This is a genomic window from Vibrio sp. LaRot3 (assembly GCF_027587025.1).
GTDB lineage: Bacteria > Pseudomonadota > Gammaproteobacteria > Enterobacterales > Vibrionaceae > Vibrio.
Genome location: NZ_JAPPTI010000001.1, coordinates 1,399,769 through 1,422,979 on the forward strand (window position 1 = coordinate 1,399,769; position 23,211 = coordinate 1,422,979).

Consider the following 23,211-nt stretch of genomic DNA (forward strand, 5'->3'; position numbering starts at 1 on the left):
ACGATTTAAATACGAGACGCTGCTGCATACTGCTTAAGCAGATCTGGCACGTCTAAAATCAGAGCAATGTGGCCATCACTTGTGATGGTTGCACCCGCCATACCTGGAGTACCTTGTAGTAGGTTATCCAATGGCTTGATTACAACTTCTTCTTGGCCAATAAGAGTGTCCACAACGAAGCCAACACGTTGACCACCAAGTTGAACTATCACCACGTGACCATGGCCTTTACGCTGTTCTGCACCGCCTGCTTGTGGCGCTAACCAGTTTTGCAAGTAGAACAGAGGGATAGACTTATCACGAACGATAATCGTCAACTGACCATCAACGACGTTAGTGCGGCTTAGGTCTAAGTGGAAGATTTCGTTTACGCTTGCCAATGGCAAAGCAAATGGGTGGCCAGCTACGCCAACCATTAGGGTTGGAAGAATCGCTAGTGTTAGAGGCACTTTGATGATGATCTGTGTACCTTTGCCCATTTCTGAATCGATATCGATAGAGCCATTTAGGGTATTGATCGCCGTTTTAACCACGTCCATACCTACACCACGACCTGAAATATCTGAGATTTTCTCTTTACTAGAGAAGCCCGGCATAAAGATCAGGTTGAAACACTCTTTGTTGGTCAGACGCGATGCCGCATCTTCGTCCATCATGCCACGTTTAACCGCAATACCACGAAGCACGTCAGGGTTCATACCGCCACCGTCATCAACGATAGCCAATTCGATATGATCACCTTCTTGCGCAGCAGATAGAATCACCTTACCAGTGCGTGATTTGCCCGCTTTCACACGGTCTTCTGGCATTTCAATACCGTGGTCAACTGAGTTACGCACTAAGTGGATTAGTGGATCCGCGAGTGCCTCAACTAAGTTTTTATCTAGGTCGGTATCTTCACCACGCATTTCAAGCGTGATGTCTTTGTTTAGGCTACGAGCTAAGTCACGTACCACGCGTGGGAAGCGACCAAATACTTTCTTTATTGGCTGCATGCGCGTTTTCATTACCGCACCTTGTAGGTCTGCAGTAACGACATCTAAGTTTGCTACAGCTTTCGACATTTCTTCGTCGTTGCTGTTTAAGCCAAGGCTAAGAAGACGGTTACGAACCAATACCAGCTCACCTACCATGTTCATAATGGTATCTAGCGTTGAGGTATCAACACGTACTGTCGCTTCCGCTTGTGGTTTTTTAACCGCTGGCGCAGACGCTTCTTTCTTCGCTGGTGCTTTCACTTCTGCTTTTGGCGCAGGAGCTGGCGTCACAACAGGTGGAGGCGTTGCCACCGCTGCGGCAGGAGCAGGAGCTGCTGGAGCTGGCGCCACGTTTTGCGCAGCTGGCTTCGTTGCAGCGTCTAGCTCTTCAATTGAAGGGCCTTTACCATTGCCGTGCAACTCATCCAATAACTTTTCAAACTCAGCGTCGGTCATCAAGTCATCATCACCTGCTGAGCTTGGAGCTGAAACAGGTGGTGGCGTTGGCGCAGCAGGAGCGGCTACTTGAGCCTCGTTTTCACCTGGGCCCTTACCGACACCATGCAGTTCATCAAGCAGTTTTTCGAATTCATCATCAGTGATGTCACCGCTCATATCGCCCGCAGGTGCTGATGGCGCAGCAGGCGCTGGCGTTGGTGCACTTGCAGCCGGTGCGCTAGGTGCTGAACCTTTACCATGTAATTCATCAAGCAGCTTTTCAAACTCATCTTGAGTGATTTCATCGATAGAGCCAGCTGAAGTTTCTGCAGCAGGTGCTTCAACAACCGGTTCTGGTGTTGGCGCAACAGCCACTGGCTCTTCAACCGGTGGAGGTGGAGCTACGGCCGCTTCATCTGCTGAAGCTGGCTTACTTAGACGATGTAATTCATCCAATAGAGATTGGTCAGCTGGAGTTAATGGCTGACGCTCTTGCACGGCTTGAAACTGTTCGTTAACGGTGTCCAGTGCTTGGAGCATTGTGTCCATTAAGCTAGCATCAACTTCGCGTTGTCCGTTACGCAAAATATCGAACACGTTTTCGGCACCATGACAGGTGTCGACAAGTTCAGTTAACGCCAGGAAGCCTGCGCCGCCTTTAACCGTGTGGAAACCACGGAAAATAGCGTTAAGCAGATCTTTGTCATCTGGGTTGTTTTCTAACTCTACCAACTGTTCCGAGAGCAGCTCTAAAATTTCACCTGCCTCGACTAGAAAGTCCTGAAGAATATCTTCGTCTAATTCGTAGCTCATAAGTTACCTCTAAAACCCAAGACTTGAGAGTAAGTCATCGACTTCGTCTTGTGATGAAACGGCATCATCCCTTTCGTGAGGGTTTAAGATAGGACCTTCTGGGTCCGTTGATGCTTTGTTCTTGTTGTCTGTTGCTGTCTCTTCCTGAGATTCACCAAACGCAGCGAGTATATCGACAAGGCGGGTTTCCACCTCTGTTACTAACTCAATCACTCGACGAATGATTTGTCCGGTTAAATCTTGGAAGTCTTGAGCCATTAGAATGTCGGTCAGCAAACTTCTTAACTCGCTGCTGTTACCCTCAACTTGTCCTAGTAGTTCGTCAATTCGATGACACAGCGCTTTGAACTCAGTCAGTTCAATTTTGCCACGCATCAATTCGTTCCACTGTGGACGTACCTTGAGCAAGCCTTCGTGAAGGTTGTCCGCAATCGGCATACATCGGTCAACAGCATCCATGGTTTTGTTTGCTGCCACTTCTGTTTTATCAATGACGTAATGGAGGCGATCCCTTGCATCAGGGATTTCGTCATTGGTCAGCTCGATCATGCGTTCATCAAGGCGGAACTGTTTTATTGACTCGTGTAGATCTCGAGTCAATTCCCCTATCTCCTGCAACATTGGGTCTTTCGGAGCTTCGTAGATGTCTTTTACAAGAGTATTTGCCTCTTGTTGTTGACCACTTTCTAACAGTTCAACAAGTTGTTTTGCCTGTTCTAATGAAATCATTCTGAATTGGCCTTTATCGCCTGTTCTTTATAGCCCGGAGGGACTATAAACGCTCAAAGATTTTGTCTAGTTTCTCTTTCAGCGTTGCCGCTGTGAACGGTTTAACGATATAGCCGTTAACACCTGCTTGAGCAGCTTCGATGATCTGCTCGCGCTTCGCTTCTGCAGTGATCATCAATACAGGCAAGTGTTTTAGTTCTTGGTCTGCGCGGATATGTTTTAGCAAATCGATACCTTGCATACCTGGCATGTTCCAGTCAGTTACAACAAAATCGAAATCGCCCTTCTTGAGCATAGGCAATGCAGTCAAACCGTCATCCGCTTCCTGGGTGTTGTTGAAACCCAAGTCACGAAGTAGGTTTTTTACAATTCGGCGCATTGTTGAAAAGTCATCAACAATTAGGATTTTCATGTTTTTATTCAAAATTGCCTCCACTGAGTATTATGTCAGTGATTTCTAGTCATTATTTGTCCACGCACTGAGCTTAGTGCGCAAACGCTGCATTGATTGGCTTAGTATTTGGCTCACGCGAGATTCGCTCACGCCAATTACTTCACCGATTTCCTTTAAGTTCAGCTCTTCATCATAGTAAAGAGATAGTACCAGAGCCTCGCGCTCAGGCAGCGATTTAATCGAGTCTACCAGAGCTTTACGAAAATTTTCATCTGCTACGCCCTGAAATGGGGCATTTTCTTGCTCTGAATCTTCATGTGTGATCACATCTTCAGAGACGCCTAAGTCTTCGATGCCTACTAAACGGGAACAATTTATATCAGTCAGCACGCTGTGGTATTGATCTAGGCTCATACCGATAAAATTAGCGACTTCTGCATCGGTAGGGTCTCTATTGAGCTGCCCTTCCAGTGTCGCGATAGCTTGGCTGATTTCACGACTATTTTTGTGTACCGAACGCGGTACCCAGTCTCCGCGACGAATGTCATCTAGCATAGCGCCACGAATACGGATTCCAGCGTAGGTCTCAAAACTAGCCCCTTTGCTGCCATCGTAATTTTTTTGCGCTTCAAGAAGGCCAATCATTCCCGCTTGAATAAGATCTTCGACCTGCACGCTTGGCGGTAAACGCCCAAGCAGATGATGAGCAATACGCTTCACTAGCACCGAGTATTTCTCGAGAAATGCTCGCTGGCTATTGTGATTTCCGTATTGGTCATAGGTCAACGCCTTATTCACCAAATGGTTCCTCTAATGGTTCTACTCGATTCAACAAACGTTCAACAAAAAACTCTAAATGTCCGCTCGGTGTTTTTGGTATTGGCCAGGTTAATGCCTTATTAGCAAGAGAACCTAGCGCAAGTGACGCTGGAGAGCGAGGAAACGCATCAACAACGATCTTTTGTTTTTTCACCGCTTGACGAACTTTATCATCTAGAGGAATACATGCTACGAGCTCTAGGCTCACATTCAAGAATCTCTCTGTGACTAAGGTCAACTTTGCAAACAATTCTCGGCCTTCGCGGTAGCTTCTGACCATATTTGCAACAATTTTGAAGCGTTGAACCTGATGGTCTTTACTCAAAAGTTTGATCAAAGCATATGCATCAGTGATCGAAGTTGGTTCATCACAAACCACAACCACCACATCTTGAGCCGCTCGCGAGAAGCTAATTACCATATCTGAAATGCCTGCTGCGGTATCCACCAGCAAAACATCCATTTCATCTTCTAAACTTCCGAAGGCGCGAATTAAACCAACGTGTTGAGCGTGGGTCAACTCCGTCATCGATTGCGTACCGGAAGTTGCTGGAATTATTCTAATTCCGTGTGGACCTTCAACGATTGCATCTTGTAAATCACACTCACCGGCAAGTACATGGCCTAAGTTACGCTTAGGGCGAATGCCAAGCATAACATCGACGTTTGCCAAACCTAAGTCAGCATCCAATACCATCACTTTTTTGCCTTGTCGGGCCATGCTAATCGCAAGTCCTAGAGTGACATTTGATTTACCCACGCCACCTTTACCACCGGTTACAGAAATAACCTTGGTCAGTGATGGCTGTGTTAAGCGGCGTAATCCGCTTGCTTGGTCTTGTATCATATTCTCTGTCATAATCGTCGCCGCCTAGAACCTTTCCGATTCACTGTTCCAATAGTGAGGTTCATCGTCCGTCGATTTCTCTAATAAGTCGTTTGCTTTTGCCACCATGTATTTTGGCTGAGCAATGACGATATCTTCTGGTACGCGCTGTCCATTCGCGATATACGCAACAGGTAGTGCATTCTGTACTATCACACTGACAAACTCACCTAAACTCAGCGATTCATCTAGCTTAGTCATAATGCACCCAGATAATGGAATGCGTTTAAAATGATCAAGCGTTTCTTGTAGCACTTTGCGCTGCGCGGTCGCTGGTAAAACTAGGTAGCTGTGAATCACTTCACCGCTATCTTGCATTAATGTATCTAGCTGCTCTGAAAGACGAACATCTCGTTGTCCCATACCCGCTGTATCCACCAAAACTAGGCGACGATGGCGTAACTGATATATTACATCGGCTAACTCATTGGAATCTTTAGCGACTTTTACAGGACAACCCATAATTCTGCCGTAAATGGCTAATTGTTCATGTGCACCAATACGATAGGTATCTGTGGTGACTAGTGCGACGTTGTCTGCGCCGAACTCCATAGCAGCACGGGCAGCCAGCTTAGCAACAGTTGTGGTTTTGCCCACACCTGTCGGGCCCAATAGCGCCACAACGCCGCCACGTTTTAAAATATCTTGCTTCGAAATAGGAATTTGATCGGCAACCAAACCCAGTAGCGCTTTCCACGCTTTCTTCGGTTCTGTGTCTTCCGGGATATAGCAAGCCAATTGGTCAGCCAGTTCCGCTGAAACGCCCATTCGCTCAAGACGTTTAATCAGCATCGCACGTAATGGCTCGCGGCGTTCAACCTCTTGCCACATTAGGCCAGAGACTTGATGCTCAAGCAGACGACGAATAGAAGTCATCTCTTCGCGCATATCACTCAGCTCTTCTTTAGAGACTTGTGGCTCTGCTGGTTGACCACGCTCATAGCGTGAAGGGTCCAATTTAGGCGCTGGGCGCTCAATGCGTCGGTCTTCGGCAATAAGGCGAGCTAAAGGCGAATCTTCTTTGATTCGAACGTCAGAGCCATTTGCTCGGCCTCCTGATGATTGCGCTTGACGCTTAAGAAGCGCCGTCAGTGAATCTTCACCTTCTGGCTCGTCGTTCTCTTCGTAGTCGCCTTTGCCATTACTGTACTGCTTAAGCATGTTGGCAAATCGCTTGGTCATTGAACGACCATTTTGCGCGCTAGAATTCAAGCTAACGCGATCATCGTCGAGTTGACGAGAATCAGAGCGAGTCGGCATTGAAGCCGAGACTTGGGTCGGAGTTGTCCGAGGCTTGGAGTTATAATTGTTTCCAATTCGCGCTGTAGAGGTATCACCATCTACCGCCGCAACAATCTCGACTCCGCCCGCGACTTTTTTATTCGACATGATCACCGCATCGACCCCAAGTTCTTCTTTCACTTGAAGCAAAGCAGTGCGCATATCTTTGGCAAAAAATCGTTTAATTTTCAATGTCGATATCCGTTATTCAACGCAACAGTACTAATTACCAACGGCTTGAACTATGCGTATTTGTTTCTCATCGGGTATCTCTTGATAAGAGAGTACGCGTAATGTTGGTATAGTATTTTTTACAAATTTGGCGAGTGTTGAGCGCAGCACACCTGACGTCAATAATACGGCTGGCTCACCTTTAAGCTCTTGCTCTTGAGTTGCTTGGCTCAACGAGGTTTGCAGTCGCTCTGCTAAACCCGGTTCAATACCTGCAGATTCCCCGCCGGAAGCTTGCATTGTTTGATGCAAGATTTGTTCCAGCTCAGGTATAAGTGTAATTACTGGCAATTCTGGCTCTATACCATTGATTTCTTGAACAATTAGTCGTTTCAGAGAAATACGTACTGCCGCTGTAAGAATGTCGGGTTCTTGACTTTTGGCTGAGTACTCGGACAAAGTCTGAACGATTGTACGAATATCTCGAATTGGTACGGCTTCGTTCAATAGATTCTGAAGCACTTTAACCACCACACCCAATTGCAGCTGATCAGGAACAAAGTTTTCCACCAGCTTAGGTGTACTTCTACCGAGCATTTCAAGCAAGTTCTGCACTTCTTCGTGGCCGATAAGATGGGATGCATTGTTAGTAAGCAACTGGCTTAAGTGGGTTGCCAATACTGTTGAAGAATCCACTACCGTATAGCCCAAAGCTTGCGCATGCTCGCGCTGCTCTTCACGAATCCATACCGCCTCTAAACCAAAGGCAGGGTCAATGGTAGGTTCACCTTCAACCATGCCATACACTTGGCCCGGGTTAATGGCTAACTCTTGATCTGGACGTATTTCCGCTTCACCTACAGCCACTCCCATCAAGGTAATGCGGTAACTGTTTGGCGTCAGCTCTAAGTTATCTCGAATATGTACTGCCGGAATCAAGAAACCGAAATCTTGCGACAGTTTCTTACGCACGCCTTTCACTCGTTCAAGCAGTTCTCCACCTTGGTCACGGTCAACCAAAGGAATGAGACGATAACCCACTTCTAGGCCGATAATGTCCACTGGTTGAACATCATCCCAAGAGAGCTCTTTTGGCGTGCTCGGCTCGGCATCTTTGGTCGCTGGCAGATTGGCTTTTTCTTCGCTTTGTTTTTTCTGTTTGCGCGTGATCCAATAAGCGCCACCGCCGGCTAACGCCGCAAGCAGTAGAAACGCAAAATGAGGCATGCCCGGTACGATACCCATCACAAACAGAATCGCCGCAGTGATCATCAAAGCTTTAGGGTTATCGAACATCTGGAACACTACTTGTTGTCCCATGTCCTCATCTGTGTTTTGACGCGTTACCATGATCGCAGCGCCAATCGACAGTAGCAATGATGGTATTTGAGCAACCAAGCCATCACCAATGGTCAGCAAGGTATAGATTTGGATCGCCTCTGAGAAACCCAAACCATACTGTGCCATACCAATAGATAGACCACCGATAATGTTGATAAACAGGATCAAAATACCTGCAATCGCATCACCTTTAACGAACTTGGATGCACCATCCATCGAGCCGTAAAAGTCGGCTTCTTTGGTGACTTCTGAACGGCGTGTACGTGCTTGGTCTTGGTCGATAAGGCCTGCATTCAAGTCTGCATCAATCGCCATCTGCTTACCCGGTAACGCATCCAAGGTAAAACGTGCACTTACTTCAGAAATACGACCGGCACCTTTGGTAACTACCATGAAGTTAATGATCATCAAGATCATAAACACCACTAGACCAACCGCATAGTTACCGCCGATAACCACATTACCGAACGCTTCAATCACGTTACCGGCAGCACCAGAACCTTCATGACCGTAGAGCAATACCACACGGGTAGAAGCGACGTTCAAAGCAAGACGCAATAACGTTGAAATAAGCAAAACCGTAGGAAAGGCAGCAAAATCAAGCGGGCGACGGGTATAAACCGTTACCAACAACACCACCATGGCTAAGGCAATGTTAAAGGTAAAGAACAAGTCGAGTAGAAACGCGGGAATAGGCAATACCACCATGGCCAGCGTTGCCAGCACCATAACAGGTGCACCGACAGCAGGCATAGCGCGTTGAGGTATTGGCGGTAATTTATCCGCAAATGGCAGAGAAAACTTCATATATCAGAGGCTAATAGAGACTTAATAAATAACAACTTGCACGAATATATGCTTCTGCATGCAAATATTAGTCCAGTGTAAATGTCAATTTAATGGCATCTGCACTGCGGTTAGAGCTTACGGATTAATATTCCATAGTAGCTCACCTTTTCCGCTTATTGGATCATAGTCGATACACGCTAAACCGGAAGTTGGGAACATAGGCGGTGCAATATCAGCAACCAATTCAGCGGTAAGATAACCGACTAGTGGCAGATGTGACACCAACAATACAGTGTCGAGCTTTTCTACCTCGATAATGGCGTTCAAATACTCCACCACGTGAGGAGAATCTCCGTAAGGCGTGATATCCGTACACTCTTCGATACTTAACGCCTCAAAATGAGTCGAGATTTCTTGCCATGTTTGCTGCGCTCGCAAATAAGGACTCACTAACGCTTTATCAAATTTTGATAAACCTTGTTTTGCGCACGCTTCCGCTACCGCTTTCGATGCTGCACGACCAAATGGAGTGAGGGCTCGCTGCGCATCACTGTCGGCAAAATGTTCTGCTTCCCCGTGGCGCATAATCACAATTTTCATATTCTTATCCTGTTCACGCCACTAAAGCTGTGCCGCTTACTATTTTTCTAACAATAATTATATCAAGTAACTTGCTAAAGACTCGGACTTTCTTAACAATCTTAAAGGCAACTAACGGTTTCACGGCGCGTTTTAAAAATTCATTGACGTTCAGCAAAATACGATGCTTTGCTCATATTTCTCAAGGAGATAGTTTGCATGCCGCGTTTTCCGGTTCATACTTAACGGATCTAGTCGACTCTTTTATCAATGTCGCTGCAGTTCAAAAACACACTAGATTTGTCTACCCCTCTCTGCCCTTAATCTTGGAGATTCATTGTGCATGTAAGCCCAAATGACACCAACCAATACCGCTACCTTACCCTAAACAATGGGCTAAAAGTGTTATTGATTCATGACCAACATGCGCAAAAATCTGCAGCAGCGCTCGCGGTCAATGTAGGCCACTTCGATGATCCAGACGACCGTCACGGCATGGCTCACTACTTAGAGCACATGTTGTTTTTAGGCACAGAGAAATACCCAAAAGTCGGTGAATTTCAAAGTTACATCAGCCAGCATGGCGGCAACAACAACGCGTGGACAGGTACAGAACATACTTGCTATTTTTTCGACGTTGATCCAAAAGCGTTTGAATCAAGCCTAGACCGATTCTCACAATTTTTCTCAGCTCCGCTCTTTAATGAAGAGGCGCTAGATAAAGAAAGACAAGCGGTTGATTCAGAATACAAAATGAAGCTCAACGATGATTCTCGACGCTTATACCAAGTCCATAAAGAAGTCATCAATCCAGCACATCCTTTTGCTAAGTTTTCCGTCGGTAACCTTGAGACGTTAGGCGATCGTGGTGAGCAGTCAATTCGCCAAGAAATCATTGATTTTCACAAGCAACAATACTCTGCTGATTTAATGACCATGGCGCTACTTGGCCAACACAGCTTAGATGAACTTGAACAGTGGGCTCGTGACAAATTCGATCCTATTGAGAATTTATCGCTGGCTGGTAAAGCAATCACGGCTGAGTACAAAGACGAAAACTCAACTCAAATTCAAGTCGTGGTCGAGCCTATCAAAGAGATACGCAAGCTCATTTTGACCTTCCCCATGCCGAGCATCAATGGCTATTATCGCACTAAGCCACTTTCCTATTTTGCTCACCTTATGGGCTATGAAGGTGACGGTAGCTTGATGCTAGCGCTGAAAGACAAAGGATGGATTACCTCCCTATCAGCAGGGGGTGGTGTGAGTGGCAGCAACTATCGCGAGTTTACAGTAAGTTGTACTTTGACCCCAGATGGACTTGAGCATACTGATGATATTATTCAGGCGGTGTTCCATTACATTAAGCTTGTCAAAGAACAAGGTTACGATGAGTGGCGCTATTTGGAAAAGCAAGCCGTACTTGAATCCGCATTTCGTTTTCAAGAACCGACTCGCCCAATGGACTTAGTCAGCCATATTGTCATCAACATGCAGCACTACTCCAGCGAAGATACCATCTACGGTGACTTCATGATGGAAGAATACCAACCAGCAGTGTTGCGTGAAATGGCCGACCATTTCAGCGTCGAAAACTTGCGAGTAACCCTAATCGCTAAAGGACGAGAGTACGACAAGCAGGCCAAATGGTATTTCACCCCATACTCAGTTGCCCCACTAAGCAATGAGCAAATCGTAAAATTCAATACAGAAAGTGATATTGATGTTCACTTACCAGAGCGTAACCCTTTTATTTGCTATGACTTAACGCCTCAGGCATTGGAATCTGAACACACTGAACCGCAAGTTATTGAAGAGTTGCCCGGCTTTAAACTATGGCACTTGCAAGATCATCAGTTCCGCGTGCCTAAAGGGGTGATCTACGTTGCGATTGATAGCCCTCATTCGGTGGCGAATCCCACCAATATTGTGAAAACTCGTCTCTGCGTGGAGATGTTTCTTGACGCGCTTGCCAAAGAAACCTACCAAGCTGAAATCGCCGGCATGGGCTACAACTTGTACGCTCATCAAGGTGGCGTGACTTTGACTATTTCAGGCTTTAGTCAAAAACAGCCTGAATTGATGAAGATGATTTTGTCACGATTTGCCAATCGTGAATTTAGTGAAAAACGCTTCAATACTATCAAAACTCAATTGCTGAGAAATTGGCGTAATGCCGCGCAAGATAGACCCATGTCTCAGCTGTTCAACGCCATGACAGGTATTTTGCAACCTAACAACCCACCTTATGCAGCTCTGATAGAAGCACTTGAAGACATCGAAGTCGATTCGCTGGCTAACTTTGTGCAAGCCATTCTCGCTGAACTGCATGTTGAAATGTTTGTTTATGGCGACTGGACCAAGAAAGACGCTCTTGAGATGGGTAACACGCTCAAAGAAGCGTTACGGGTAAACAATCAGCAATACGAAGAAGCACTGCGCCCACTCGTCATGTTGGGTAAAAATGGCACGTTCCAGCGAGACATCGCATGCGATCAAGAAGACTCGGCCATCGTTCTCTATTATCAGTGTGATGATACTGAGGCAAAAAGTATCGCGCTCTACTCACTTGCCAATCACCTGATGTCTGCCACCTTCTTCCACGAGATTAGAACTAAGCAGCAACTCGGCTACATGGTGGGAACGGGTAATCTACCCCTTAACAAGCACCCAGGCATCGTACTTTATGTGCAATCACCCAATGCGGCCCCTGTCGATCTCATTAGCTCTATTGATGAGTTTTTAAATGCGTTCTACATGGTATTGCTTGAACTTAATGAATACCAATGGCACAGCAGTAAGCGCGGATTATGGAATCAAATTGCTACGCCAGATACAACGCTACGCGGTCGCGCACAAAGACTTTGGGTCGCGATAGGCAACAAAGATATCGACTTTAATCAAAGGCAACGCGTATTGGCGGAGCTGAAAAAACTCACTCGCAGCGACATGATTCGCTTCGTAGTTAACGAGCTAAAACCACGAACAGCCAATCGACTGATCATGCACACCAAAGGAAATGCACATAGTGAAGCCGAGCCATTACGACTCGGCCAAGAAATAGGTTCAATTGAAGAGTTTCAACTGAGACCGAAAGACATTGAACTGGGGTAAAACCTCACAATTACGCTGATTGTTCTGACTCAACAATCGCTTTCAATGGTTGTGGGTGGAGCTTAATGCACACCCCTTGGTATTTGAAAGCAACCGTTGGGTTGTTCAATCGCTCACCCTCACCCTTTGGACTCGACAGTTTTACCTTCACACCCTTTTCTATCAACGCATCCCAATTATTTGCCAACTCAGGAAACTCTTGCTTTATGTCGGCTAAGTAATCCTCAGCGGTTTGTGCTTTAGAAGGGACAACAAACTCCACGTGTTCCCAAGATTGCTCTGGATAGGTCTTCCCTGCCGCTGGGTATGGCAACTCTAGACACTCAATAGACCATCCTTTTGCCACTAATGGCTGATTAAACAACAAAACAATAATCGGTCTGCCATTTATTTGAGCATTTGATATCTCTTTACCGTGAGATAACCATGCATCATGTGCTTGTTGTGCCAGTTGCCAATCGTTAATACGCAGCGCGATATGGTCTGCCTGATAAGGCTGTAGATTAATATGCAAAACTTCGCTTAATTGTTGAATTTTATGCATAAAGAATTCAAGTTTTGATTTAAGCTGTTCCGGCAACAATTCAGCTTTTTCTAGTGACATGACGTTTTTTCCTCATCCAAAACGTTGATTTTTCCCTAATACTAACAAGATCATCACGAAAAGTAGAAAAATACCCATATTACTCCCTATATGCCAAGCAAGAAAATTGGTATTATGAGCGCCAATTTCTGAACTCGACACGGTCTGACAAAACTGTCGCAGGATGAATATTATTCAATCGAATATTTATCTTTCCTCCGCGAAAATCTTGCAGATCGACACAATTCCCAAGAATTGAAGGAAGCGCGTGTGAATATTCAAGCACTTATTAACGATAAAGTATCTCAGGCTCTAGAAGCCGCTGGCGCACCTGCAGGCAGCCCTGCCGCAGTTCGCCAATCAGCGAAACCACAATTTGGTGATTACCAAGCAAACGGCGTTATGGGCGTTGCGAAAAAGCTAGGTACTAACCCTCGAGAATTCGCACAAAAAGTTCTAGACGTTCTAGACCTTGACGGCATCGCAAGCAAAACTGAAATTGCAGGCCCTGGCTTTATCAATATCTTCCTAAGCGAAGAGTTTCTAGCTAAGCAAGCAGAAGCAGCTCTTTCCGGTGCACGCCTTGGTGTTACTGCTGAAGAGCAAAAGACCATTGTTGCTGACTACTCTGCTCCAAACGTTGCGAAAGAAATGCACGTTGGTCACCTACGTTCAACCATCATCGGTGATGCCGTTGTACGTACTCTAGAATTCTTGGGTCACAAAGTTATCCGTGCTAACCACATCGGTGACTGGGGTACTCAGTTCGGTATGCTTATCGCAAACCTAGAGCGTGTACAAAAAGAGTCAGGCGAAGTTTCAATGGAGCTTTCTGACCTCGAAGCGTTCTACCGTGAATCTAAAAAGTTCTACGACGAAGATGAAGAGTTCGCAGCAAAAGCGCGTAACTACGTTGTAAAACTGCAAGGCGGTGACGAATACTGCGCAGAGATGTGGAAGAAGCTTGTTGATGTAACCATGGTTCAAAACCAGCGCAACTACGACCGTCTAAACGTTTCTCTAACTCGTGATGACGTAATGGGCGAAAGCATGTACAACGACATGCTGCCACCAATCGTTGCAGATCTTAAAGAGAAAGGCATCGCACAAGAAGATGATGGCGCTCAAGTTGTATTCCTAGAAGAGTACAAAAACAAAGACGGCGAAGCGATGGGTGTTATCATCCAAAAACGTGACGGCGGCTTCTTGTACACAACAACGGATATCGCGTGTGCGAAATACCGTTACGAAACACTAGGCGCAGATCGCGTACTTTACTTCATCGACTCTCGTCAGCACCAACACCTAATGCAAGCATGGTCTATCGTGCGCAAAGCGGGTTACGTGCCAGAAGAAGTCACCCTAGAGCACCACGCGTTCGGTATGATGCTAGGCAAAGATGGCCGTCCATTTAAGACTCGTGCTGGTGGTACTGTTCGTCTTGCTGATCTTCTGGACGAAGCAGAAGAGCGTGCAATCAAGCTGATCGAATCTAAGAACCCAGATCTAGCAGCAGAAGAGAAAGCGAAAATTGCAACAACGGTTGCGATGGCAGCTGTTAAGTACGCTGACCTTTCTAAGCACCGTACTACTGACTACATCTTCGACTGGGACAACATGCTTGCATTTGAAGGCAACACAGCGCCTTACATGCAATATGCTTACACTCGTGTTGCTTCTATCTTCGCTAAAGCAGGCATCTCTATGGATAACCTTGCGGGCGAAATCAAAGTCACTGAAGAGAAAGAGAAAGCGCTAATTGCTAAGCTACTTCAATTTGAAGAAGCGGTTCAATCTGTTGCTCGTGAAGGTCAACCACACATCATGTGTAGCTACCTATTCGAACTAGCAGGCCAATTCTCTAGCTTCTACGAAGCATGCCCAATCTTGAACAACGAAGATGAAGCTGTTAAGCAAAGCCGTCTGAAACTAGCAGCACTAACTGCTAAGACAATTCAGCAAGGCCTAAGCCTACTAGGTATCGATACGCTAGAACGTATGTAATCTCGATACTTAGCGAACGAAAAACGTAAAAAGGTTGATGTGAAAGCATCAACCTTTTATTTTGGATATTATTTAGTTTGGAATATTCACAATGAGTTTTGAACTTCACCCACAGCTTGCCAAAGACACTACGGTAATTGGCCATTTCCCGCTTTGTGTGGCGCTACTACATAAAGACAATGCTATGCCATGGGTCATCCTTGTACCAAAGCGTGAAAACCTTAAAGAACTGCACCACCTGCCAATGCAAGAGCAACAACAGTTTCTGTTAGAGTCTCAAGCTGTCAGCCAAGCATTAGAAGCCACTTTTCAACCGGACAAGCTTAACCTTGGCGCATTAGGTAACATGGTCCCTCAACTGCATATTCATCATATTGCTCGATTCAAAGATGACGTAGCTTGGCCAGGGCCTGTATGGGGAAATACTAACGGTGAATTTCGCACTGAAGATGAGCAACAAGCGCTACAAACCCGTATTGGTAATGTCCTTGGCTTAAGTTCTTTATTCAGCAAAGCTTGATTAGCTGATAAAAAAAATGCCACTCAACTGAGTGGCATTTTTGTTTTTGTCCGTTGACTACATGGTCACTGTCACCGATAAGGCATCTTGCTTATTGGCGGCATAGCGAACACGAGTGATCTTCTGAGCCTTGTTAGTATCGATCATACGGGAGATAACACCTTTACGAATCCATACTGACAACATCGCATCAACACCGTCTTCGCTCATAGCGAACTTCTTCGCTAGCTCGCTACGAGTCACACTACCTTGAGTATCAACATGCTGCTTTAGCTCAGCGAGAATCATGCGACTTGCACCTCTAGTGGTTCAGCTTGCTTTTTACCTTCCACTTTCAAACGGCGATAAACCAAACCACAAACCGCAAAGATTCCTGCAATCCATAGAGCACTGCTCATCGGGTGATCAGCAAAATGCATGGTTTGGTAATAAAGTGCAGCGCCACCGTACGCAAGACCCATCGTCCATACCGCAATAAAGCGAGCGTATTTATGGCCAAACTCACGCACGTAAGCACCCATTGCTGCAACACATGGCGTGTATAGCAAGATGAAAATTAGATATGCAAATGCCGCATGGCTACTTGCAAAGTAACCTTTCAAGTTACCAAAGATTGAAGCATCAACCTTCTGCTCTTCTGCCACTGCACCTGCGTCAGTCAAATCACCGACTTCCACACCAAGTGGATCTGAATAGTTCAAACCCGCCAAGTTATCTGGAATGGTCATTACTGCTTCTTCTAAGCTTGCCATGAGATCAAATTCAGTATCTTCACCTTCTGCTGGTGCATAAAGGTTATTAAGCGTACCAACAACCGCTTCTTTCGCGAAGATGCCTGTAATGATACCGACAGTCGCCGGCCAGTTATCTTCTTGGATACCAATTGGAGCAAAGATTGGCGTCACCACTTGTGATGCTTTAGACAACACTGAATTTTCGCTGTCTTCATTTCCGAAGCTACCGTCCATACCAACAGAGTTAAAGAAGCTCAATACCGTCACAACGACAACGATGGTTTTACCCGCACCAAGAACAAAGCGCTTCAATTTCTGCCATGTTTTAATCATGACATTCTGCATGGTTGGCAACTCGTAGTCCGGCATTTCCATTACTAAGCTATCGCTTGAGCCTGGGTATAACGTGTTTTTCAATACCAAACCAGTAAATACCGCAGCAACAATACCGAGCAGATAAAGAGCGAAAACAACGTTTTGACCACTTTCAGGGAAGAATGCCGCTGCAAACAGTGCATATACAGGCAGACGTGCACCACAAGACATAAATGGCGCCATTGATGCTGCAAGCTTACGCTCACGCTCTTGGTCTAGCGTACGTGTAGCCATAATAGATGGCACGTTACAACCAAAACCTAGAACGAGTGGTACAAACGCTTTACCCGGTAGGCCAATTTTCTGCATTACTTTATCGAGCACAAATGCAGCTCGTGACATGTAGCCTGAGCTTTCTAGAACAGCAAGGAACAAATACAGACAAGCAATCACAGGAATAAAGGTCGCAACCGTTTGAATACCGCCACCTAGACCATCAGCTATCAGTGTTACCAACCATACTGGTAAGTGATCATCTAAAAGATAGTGACCGCCATCAACCAGCACCGCACCGACACCAATATCAAAGAAATCAATGAATGCACCACCGATGTTAATCGAGAACATAAACATCAAGTACATCACAACAAAGAAGAATGGTACGCCAACCCATTTGTTTAGGATTACGTTATCGACTTTCTCTGTGAAGCTATGGCTTAACTTGCCTTCACTACGGCGCACTTTCTTACACTGCTCATGTAATAACGTGTATTTGGTGTCCGCAACATGCAGGTCGATATCTAGAGATAAGTCATTTTGGCAAGTAAGTGCTAACTCGCGTTGCTCTGGTTTAAGCGTGTTAAGGACAAGCACATCGTTCTCTAAGGCACGAATTGCTAGCGCACGCTCAGCCACTTCTTGGCCAACAAACGAAGGTTCAAGCTGGCTAATTGCCGCTTCAAACTCTGCATCGTACTCAATCTGCATCGCGTCAAGGTTAACGCCCTGCACAACGGATTTATGCAGCTGCTCTTTAAATTTCTGAACCTGTCCGCCACTGTTTGCTGAAATAGCAAATACAGGACAGCCCAACATTTTTTCTAGAGCTTTTAGGTCGATAGTTTGGCGCTCTCGCTTAAGAGCATCCATTTTATTCAGCACGACAATCATCGGACGCCCTAGTTCGCGAAGCTGAAGCGTCATGTATAAGCTGCGCTCTAGACAGGTTGCATCAACAACATTGATGATCAAATCGGCAGGATGAGTAAGAACAGCGCGAGATGCGATCGATTCATCAATACTATTACCGTCATTACCACTATCGAGTGCGTAGATTCCCGGTAAATCGGTAAGGGCAAAGTCATCACCAGAATGGCTAAAACGACCCGTTTTTTTCTCAACAGTCACACCAGCCCAGTTACCTACTTGCTGCTTAGCGCCTGTAAGGCCATTGAATAGGGTGGTTTTACCGCTATTTGGGTTACCAACCGTTAAAATTTGGTATTTCATTACTTCACCTCAACCAGAATTGAATCGGCAATATTGGTGCGTACAGCAAGTGATACACCACGAACTTCAACTTGAAGAGGGTCGCCCATTGGCGCAGTGCGAACCAATTTAACGGCAGTATCTGGCAGCAAACCCATGACCATCAATTTCTTCCTAACATCATTAGAAAGGGTTGAGAATCCAGTAATGGTTGCTTCTTGCCCTTGTTGTAATTGCGATAGTTGCATATTAAGACCAGTGTGATTGTTTTAATAATAAGACGTATTGTCATTTAGGTTACAGATTGTAACGAATTTAAGACAAGTTTTAGTTGTCTGGAATCAATATTTCCGTTAATGAAACACTCACATTACGTGGTTCACTCGCGTAAAAAACGTCAAAAATCACATCGTCAAAAACGTCAAAACTCACCACCGCTAGGTTTTAGCAATACGGATCAATTTTGTAAATTGCATTCATATCTTTATTTAATCAAATAAAAACAACAGCTTAACCAAGTGTCGCTTTTGTCATACTACCTTGGCGTTAATTTTATAAGTAAAAAAAGTAAATCGAATTATAGTTACTCCCATCGAGAGGGCATTGCCCCTTGATACAGAATTCCAGAGGTGGTGCAACCGCACCACTCCGGCAGCAAGCGAAGGTGTCATTGACACCCGTGGTATAGTCCCCCCGGCTATACCACGATATTTTTTTTCTAAACCCCTCCCTTAGAAAATACCCGAATCTTTTAACAGCCATCCCCTAATAGAAACTAAATCCTTACAAATCATCGCATTAAGTTAATTGTTAATAATTTTCGTCACCAAATATCAAACTAGCCAACAAGTACATCGCTCATGCCGTGACTCACTCCTTAAGACAAACGCGTGTCACATCAATACCACACTATCAACGACACAAAGCTTATTCCCTAAATACAATGAGCCTAAGATAAAGTTGGAGGGCAATTAACAAAGGCGAACAAACGAAATTTATCAGGCGTTGAGGTTGCCTCTATTGTCGTAAGGATTGATTGAACTCTACAAGTACGCAGTTCGTACAAGTTCGCAGCGAGTTAAATACCATCATTTGATGAGGTTATAATGAATCGAATTAATCCAGCCAAGTTACACAATAGCAAGTGGACGGCAATCAAACCGTCAAAAAGAGAAAAGCATTTTTTAGTGTCAGCGATTGCGTTCGAAGAGGATGGTTCGGTAAGCTCCTGCACACTTGAGGCAGTACTGTCTAAGAAGGAATATTCCATTGATTGGAAAGATTTGAAGGACAGCGAAAAGTGGCTCCAAGGCTGGAAATAAAACACCCAGCAAACGTCTCACATAACGTTGCAAACCTACCTTAAAGTCGTCGTTTGGCTTAAACACTCAAGAGAGCAGGTTCACTCCAAAATACTTCGCCACGAAATTCACAATAGCAAAACAAGCCACTGATATTAAACAACTCAACATCAATGTAACCCAGAAAGAATATTTACCGAGTAAATAAGGAAAGAGAAGAAACATTGGCAACGTTGGCACGACAAACCAAAACGTATAGTACGCGTGGTTTGATAGCTTTTCCGTCCCCTGCCCTTCAATATACATCCAAACCAACGCTAAAATCGTAACCGTCGGTAATGCAGCAACTAAAGCACCAAATTTATCGCTTCTCTTAGCCACTTCGGAAATAAGAACAACGATAGCTGCTGTTAATAAGTACTTGGTAACAATCCAGAGCACACAACCTCCTGACTAAGTCTTTAACTTTGTTAGCTTATTTCAATCTAGGCGTTTATCTACACGTTGCCTAGTTAGGGCGTTACAAACCACTTAACGTGACGCTATATATCTGCCCCGATTTCGTAATTCGAATCTTTTTCTTCAACAAACTGTGTCGGAGAAACCCCAAAGCGATGCTTAAATTTCTGACTAAAATAGGAAGGGTCATTGAAACCACACTCAAACGCTACGTCTGAAACCTTCTCTCCTGCCAATAGTCGTCTACAGGCCTTATCAAGACGAGTTTCATTGAGGTAATCAGTAAAGGTACGCTGAGTCGCATTCTTGAAGCGGCGCTGTAAGCTACGCTCTGATACAAACATCATCTTCGCTGCCGTTGAGGTGCCAAAATCTGAATCTGAGAAGTTCTCTATGACCAAGCCTTCCAGCTTTTCAAGCCAAGGGTCTTGATATACGCCAGCGTGAACAAACGACTCGTCGTCCTCACCCCGATCCATCTCAACGATAGTATGCTCATCAAATGGATCGGTTCTAGGCCAAGAAAGTGTCACTACATTATGGCCATCAGCGCAGCTAAGCTCTGTCACGCCACCACTCACTTCCACCAAGGTTAAGATTTCGCCCCAACTGCTGTTGTTTGACGTATCAATCGCGGTACCAAAGTCAGTCATCACTAAGGCAACAGATTCCTCTTTTTGGCAGATCTGTACTTCGATGGTTTGATGACGGAAACAACGTTTTACGAAGCTATCAAAAACCAAATTGAACATGACATCCAAGTTGAAGTAATCAAGTGCCACATATTTGTCCCGATTCGATCGCGCTTCAATCTCTAGCGTTAATCCGGACTTAGCCATTTCTTCTTTCCACCCACTCAGAACAGAGCCAAAGATAAGCCCTAAGTTATAAGCTGGGGATTGCAGGTTTTGGCTCTCTCGCACATTGAGCAGTAGTTCCAACTCGCTTGAAATCTGATCAATCATCTTTTTCTCGGCAGAGCGCTTTTCATCTGGTAGAGACGCTCGTGACTTAGACAAGCGTTCTCTAAATGAATGAATAGCTTGGCTGAAAATAAGACGGCGCACTTGAAGCTGCTTACGAAGTTGATGGTTGTTGCTCAGCAAGATCCGACTTTGATGGCGTAACTGATTGGTCTTTAACGCGACCTGAGATTTTAACTCTCGGTTAGCCACCGTCATGATTCTTGAGCGCCAATAAACAATTACCCCAATAAAACTCACTAGTGTAATGATGTATAACGCAAACGCCCAAGTGGATAGATACCAAGGCTCTGTCACTCTAAAATGGAAACTGCTCTCTCTACCCCGTTCTAAGCCGTTCACCACCGGGCGCACATGCAATGTGTATTTACCCGGATATAAGCCTTCAAACGCGATTTGAAAGCCATCTAATGTCGTCCATCGAGTATCGTCACTCAAACGGTACTCTAGCGTCGAACCACTCACTTGCGGTAATACGCCAATTTGGAAACCAATAGATTCACCGTAGGGAACGACCACCTTTTCTTGTGGGACTGAGCCAAAAGACACCATCTCTTGATTGACGCGAACATTACTGAATATTGCGCGAGCTTCTGGCATTGGGCTCACTGACAAATCTTGAGTGATGATTCTCACCAAGCTGTGCCATGAACCAAGCAATAGTGCGGATTCAGAATCGGTATCTTTTAAACAAAAACCGGCGCTGAACTCATTATTGATAATGCCAAACGGTTGACCATAATGTGCAACGAGATCACCTGCAAAAGTATAATGACTCAAGCCAGCAGATGAGGTTAACCACATGCCATTGGTGTTCGACACGACACATTTAGGCGTAATGTGCTCATCTATCGTTGGCAACGTGCGCAAGTATTCTGTGCGCAAGTCGAGCAGAAAGACGCCATAATTGCTAGCCACCCAAATATTGTCATCATTGGCTTCTGCGATACTGTGCACCGCCCCAAAATCGACACTACCGGAAACAAAATGGAGCTGACCTGCTTTCAACACATAAACACCGTGTTCAGTGCCAAGCACCAAATGGCCTCTCTCAGTAACTAGCATGTAAGTTAAGCGTGCAGGCAGGTGCTTGGCTGACATCCATTCGGAGCCAAACTCCACCAGCGCACCAGACTTTGCATGATAACTCCACAAGTGAGACTCATCGGCTCCCCAAATATTGCCCGCCTTGTCCACTTCGAGAAATTTAACCGTGCTACTTTTAAGCAGCAATGGCAGTTTATCGTCTTGAACAACATGCCCCGTTGCCAAGTTGACGCAAACAATCCCTTGGTTGGTCGCAATCCAAACATTGCCCTGCCACTCTAGTACGTCATTTACTTTCCCTTTGTAGATGTACTCTTTCAAATGCTCGTAGTCATGCTCAACAACAAATACACCTTTATGTGAAACCGCGATATAGCCCGAGCCATCTTTCAGCGGCGTAAGGTTGATTAGCTTAGAACCCGAGCCACTTTGGTTCAGTTCTTGGGAAGGAAAGCGCTCGAACTTATCACCAAAGAGAGAAAAATAATGCACGCCCTTGTTAGTGCCGATCCACATACCACCCGCATCATCATTAATAATCGAATGAACTTTACGGCCTTCTAAAGCGTAACCGGCATCTTCTTCACCTGAATACTGACGCGTTTCTCCGGTCAAAAATGAGTAAACGAACAACCCATTTTCGGTACCAATCCAATATTCTTCTTTGGTCTCGGCTATCGCTAAAGTGTGTGGCGCTGCGATAACAAATTTAGGTTTGCTCGTATCATTAATATCAACAACAACGGCCCCTTTACTTGAACCTATAATCAGCTCTCTACGCTCTTCAGAAAAATACAGCTTCTCGATATAACGATTGTTCGATTTGGGTACAAACTGGAAATGACCGCTCCCTTCAGAAACAAACACCCCAGCATTGGTGGCTAATGTCCATTTAGAACGGATAAGTAAGGCGTCATTGATTTTTAATGATGTGCCTTGGCTGTATTGATACAGCTCCATCAGCGAATAAGTTGAAAACTCACCACTGGCAACATGATAGGTATAAAAAGCGGTTTCATCTGTCACCCAAATGTAGCCACGACTCGCGCCAATTTTGATGATCTCAGAACCTGGAGGAAGGCTGAATACTAACTCCCTCTCATTTAGTGAGGTAGAGCGATAGATTGAATTGTCGCTAAAGGTCCAGAATCGTTTTGCGTGAAACACGACCTGATCGGCCTCATAAGGCAGCGCTGAACCAAATTTAGGGGAAACGGTTTGACCGTCAAAGAAGAGTACTTTGTCCTTAACATCATGAATCCAAAGGCCGCCGCCTTCAGCTAAGAACAGCTGTTTTGCTGCCACGACGCGTCCTTGGCTCTGCATCGGTAATGGATAAAATACCGAAGGCGAAGAGTCAAACGCGTAAACAACAGTTGATATGAAATAGAGCAGAGCCGCCCAAAAGGCTCGTTTCACCAGCTAAATCCCTAGCAGCAATAAACA

General features: G+C 45.3%; 18 protein-coding genes. 4 read left to right on the plus strand and 14 right to left on the minus strand.

The window, feature by feature from the left end; genetic code table 11:
* Positions 1–5 precede the first annotated feature (5 nt).
* The 8 genes from OH461_RS06390 to sixA form a co-directional block, all read right to left on the minus strand.
* Positions 6–2,228 carry a chemotaxis protein CheA gene (locus OH461_RS06390; protein ID WP_270019756.1) on the minus strand — a complete coding sequence of 741 codons (2,223 nt, stop codon included), beginning with the start codon at positions 2,226–2,228 and terminating at the stop codon, positions 6–8.
* A 9-nt stretch (positions 2,229–2,237) separates the two neighbouring features.
* On the minus strand, positions 2,238–2,957 hold the full coding sequence (locus tag OH461_RS06395; RefSeq protein ID WP_270019757.1) for a protein phosphatase CheZ: 720 nt from the start codon (positions 2,955–2,957) through the stop codon (positions 2,238–2,240).
* Positions 2,958–3,000: 43 nt separating this feature from the next.
* Positions 3,001–3,369 (minus strand): chemotaxis response regulator CheY, encoded by a 369-nt coding sequence (cheY, locus tag OH461_RS06400; RefSeq protein ID WP_075649797.1) that lies wholly within the window; start codon positions 3,367–3,369, stop codon positions 3,001–3,003.
* A 45-nt stretch (positions 3,370–3,414) separates the two neighbouring features.
* Positions 3,415–4,149 (minus strand): RNA polymerase sigma factor FliA, encoded by a 735-nt coding sequence (locus tag OH461_RS06405; protein WP_270019759.1) that lies wholly within the window; start codon positions 4,147–4,149, stop codon positions 3,415–3,417.
* Positions 4,142–5,029: a MinD/ParA family protein gene (locus tag OH461_RS06410; protein WP_270019760.1), complete on the minus strand. Its 888-nt coding sequence runs from the start codon at positions 5,027–5,029 to the stop codon at positions 4,142–4,144. The genes OH461_RS06405 and OH461_RS06410 overlap by 8 nt, the downstream gene beginning before the upstream one ends.
* Before the next feature lie 12 nt (positions 5,030–5,041).
* On the minus strand, positions 5,042–6,529 hold the full coding sequence (flhF, locus tag OH461_RS06415; protein ID WP_270019761.1) for a flagellar biosynthesis protein FlhF: 1,488 nt from the start codon (positions 6,527–6,529) through the stop codon (positions 5,042–5,044).
* A 30-nt stretch (positions 6,530–6,559) separates the two neighbouring features.
* On the minus strand, positions 6,560–8,656 hold the full coding sequence (gene flhA, locus OH461_RS06420) for a flagellar biosynthesis protein FlhA (protein ID WP_270019762.1): 2,097 nt from the start codon (positions 8,654–8,656) through the stop codon (positions 6,560–6,562).
* Positions 8,657–8,773: 117 nt separating this feature from the next.
* Entirely contained in the window at positions 8,774–9,238 is a 465-nt protein-coding gene (gene sixA / locus OH461_RS06425) for a phosphohistidine phosphatase SixA (RefSeq protein WP_270019763.1), read from the minus strand.
* Positions 9,239–9,556: 318 nt separating this feature from the next.
* On the opposite strand from sixA, the gene OH461_RS06430 reads away from it, so the two are divergent.
* Positions 9,557–12,331 (plus strand): insulinase family protein, encoded by a 2,775-nt coding sequence (locus OH461_RS06430; protein WP_270019764.1) that lies wholly within the window; start codon positions 9,557–9,559, stop codon positions 12,329–12,331.
* A gap of 10 nt (positions 12,332–12,341) precedes the next feature.
* On the opposite strand, the gene OH461_RS06435 is transcribed toward OH461_RS06430, so the two are convergent.
* Positions 12,342–12,935 (minus strand): VOC family protein, encoded by a 594-nt coding sequence (locus OH461_RS06435; RefSeq protein ID WP_270019765.1) that lies wholly within the window; start codon positions 12,933–12,935, stop codon positions 12,342–12,344.
* Between the two features lie 249 nt (positions 12,936–13,184).
* Here OH461_RS06435 and argS point away from each other — a divergent pair, with 249 nt between their 5' ends.
* Together argS and OH461_RS06445 are read left to right on the plus strand one after the other, a co-directional pair.
* Positions 13,185–14,918 (plus strand): arginine--tRNA ligase, encoded by a 1,734-nt coding sequence (argS, locus tag OH461_RS06440; RefSeq protein WP_270019766.1) that lies wholly within the window; start codon positions 13,185–13,187, stop codon positions 14,916–14,918.
* Positions 14,919–15,009: 91 nt separating this feature from the next.
* Entirely contained in the window at positions 15,010–15,438 is a 429-nt protein-coding gene (locus tag OH461_RS06445) for an HIT family protein (RefSeq protein WP_270019767.1), read from the plus strand.
* A 57-nt stretch (positions 15,439–15,495) separates the two neighbouring features.
* On the opposite strand, the gene OH461_RS06450 is transcribed toward OH461_RS06445, so the two are convergent.
* Genes OH461_RS06450 through OH461_RS06460 form a run of 3 tightly spaced genes read right to left on the minus strand, consistent with a single transcriptional unit; the run spans position 15,496 to position 18,223 of the window.
* Positions 15,496–15,726, minus strand: a complete 231-nt coding sequence (locus OH461_RS06450; protein WP_270019768.1) for a FeoC-like transcriptional regulator — start codon at positions 15,724–15,726, stop codon at positions 15,496–15,498.
* The gene (feoB, locus tag OH461_RS06455) at positions 15,723–17,996 is read right to left on the minus strand and encodes a Fe(2+) transporter permease subunit FeoB (RefSeq protein WP_270019769.1); all 2,274 of its coding nucleotides are present in this window, start codon (positions 17,994–17,996) and stop codon (positions 15,723–15,725) included. The genes OH461_RS06450 and feoB overlap by 4 nt, the downstream gene beginning before the upstream one ends.
* Entirely contained in the window at positions 17,996–18,223 is a 228-nt protein-coding gene (locus tag OH461_RS06460) for a FeoA family protein (RefSeq protein ID WP_270019770.1), read from the minus strand. The genes feoB and OH461_RS06460 overlap by 1 nt, the downstream gene beginning before the upstream one ends.
* A gap of 858 nt (positions 18,224–19,081) precedes the next feature.
* Between OH461_RS06460 and OH461_RS06465 the strand changes: the two genes are divergently transcribed.
* Positions 19,082–19,297: a TIGR02450 family Trp-rich protein gene (locus OH461_RS06465; protein WP_270019771.1), complete on the plus strand. Its 216-nt coding sequence runs from the start codon at positions 19,082–19,084 to the stop codon at positions 19,295–19,297.
* 66 nt (positions 19,298–19,363) lie between these two features.
* Here the strand turns inward: OH461_RS06465 and OH461_RS06470 are convergent, their stop codons facing one another.
* Both OH461_RS06470 and OH461_RS06475 read right to left on the minus strand, forming a co-directional pair.
* Positions 19,364–19,717 (minus strand): DUF3147 family protein, encoded by a 354-nt coding sequence (locus OH461_RS06470; protein WP_270019772.1) that lies wholly within the window; start codon positions 19,715–19,717, stop codon positions 19,364–19,366.
* A gap of 101 nt (positions 19,718–19,818) precedes the next feature.
* Positions 19,819–23,184 carry an AraC family transcriptional regulator gene (locus tag OH461_RS06475; protein WP_270019773.1) on the minus strand — a complete coding sequence of 1,122 codons (3,366 nt, stop codon included), beginning with the start codon at positions 23,182–23,184 and terminating at the stop codon, positions 19,819–19,821.
* Between the last annotated feature and the right edge of the window lie 27 nt (positions 23,185–23,211).

Excerpts from the sequence above, each read along its gene's own strand:
- OH461_RS06390 (WP_270019756.1), bottom strand. The coding sequence starts at position 2,228 with ATGAGCTACGAATTAGACGAAGATATTCTTCAGGACTTTCTAGTCGAG.
- OH461_RS06395 (WP_270019757.1), bottom strand. The coding sequence starts at position 2,957 with ATGATTTCATTAGAACAGGCAAAACAACTTGTTGAACTGTTAGAAAGT.
- cheY (WP_075649797.1), bottom strand. The coding sequence starts at position 3,369 with ATGAAAATCCTAATTGTTGATGACTTTTCAACAATGCGCCGAATTGTA.
- OH461_RS06410 (WP_270019760.1), bottom strand. The coding sequence starts at position 5,029 with ATGACAGAGAATATGATACAAGACCAAGCAAGCGGATTACGCCGCTTA.
- flhA (WP_270019762.1), bottom strand. The coding sequence starts at position 8,656 with ATGAAGTTTTCTCTGCCATTTGCGGATAAATTACCGCCAATACCTCAA.
- sixA (WP_270019763.1), bottom strand. The coding sequence starts at position 9,238 with ATGAAAATTGTGATTATGCGCCACGGGGAAGCAGAACATTTTGCCGAC.
- OH461_RS06435 (WP_270019765.1), bottom strand. The coding sequence starts at position 12,935 with ATGTCACTAGAAAAAGCTGAATTGTTGCCGGAACAGCTTAAATCAAAA.
- OH461_RS06445 (WP_270019767.1), top strand. The coding sequence starts at position 15,010 with ATGAGTTTTGAACTTCACCCACAGCTTGCCAAAGACACTACGGTAATT.
- OH461_RS06450 (WP_270019768.1), bottom strand. The coding sequence starts at position 15,726 with ATGATTCTCGCTGAGCTAAAGCAGCATGTTGATACTCAAGGTAGTGTG.
- feoB (WP_270019769.1), bottom strand. The coding sequence starts at position 17,996 with ATGAAATACCAAATTTTAACGGTTGGTAACCCAAATAGCGGTAAAACC.
- OH461_RS06460 (WP_270019770.1), bottom strand. The coding sequence starts at position 18,223 with ATGCAACTATCGCAATTACAACAAGGGCAAGAAGCAACCATTACTGGA.
- OH461_RS06465 (WP_270019771.1), top strand. The coding sequence starts at position 19,082 with ATGAATCGAATTAATCCAGCCAAGTTACACAATAGCAAGTGGACGGCA.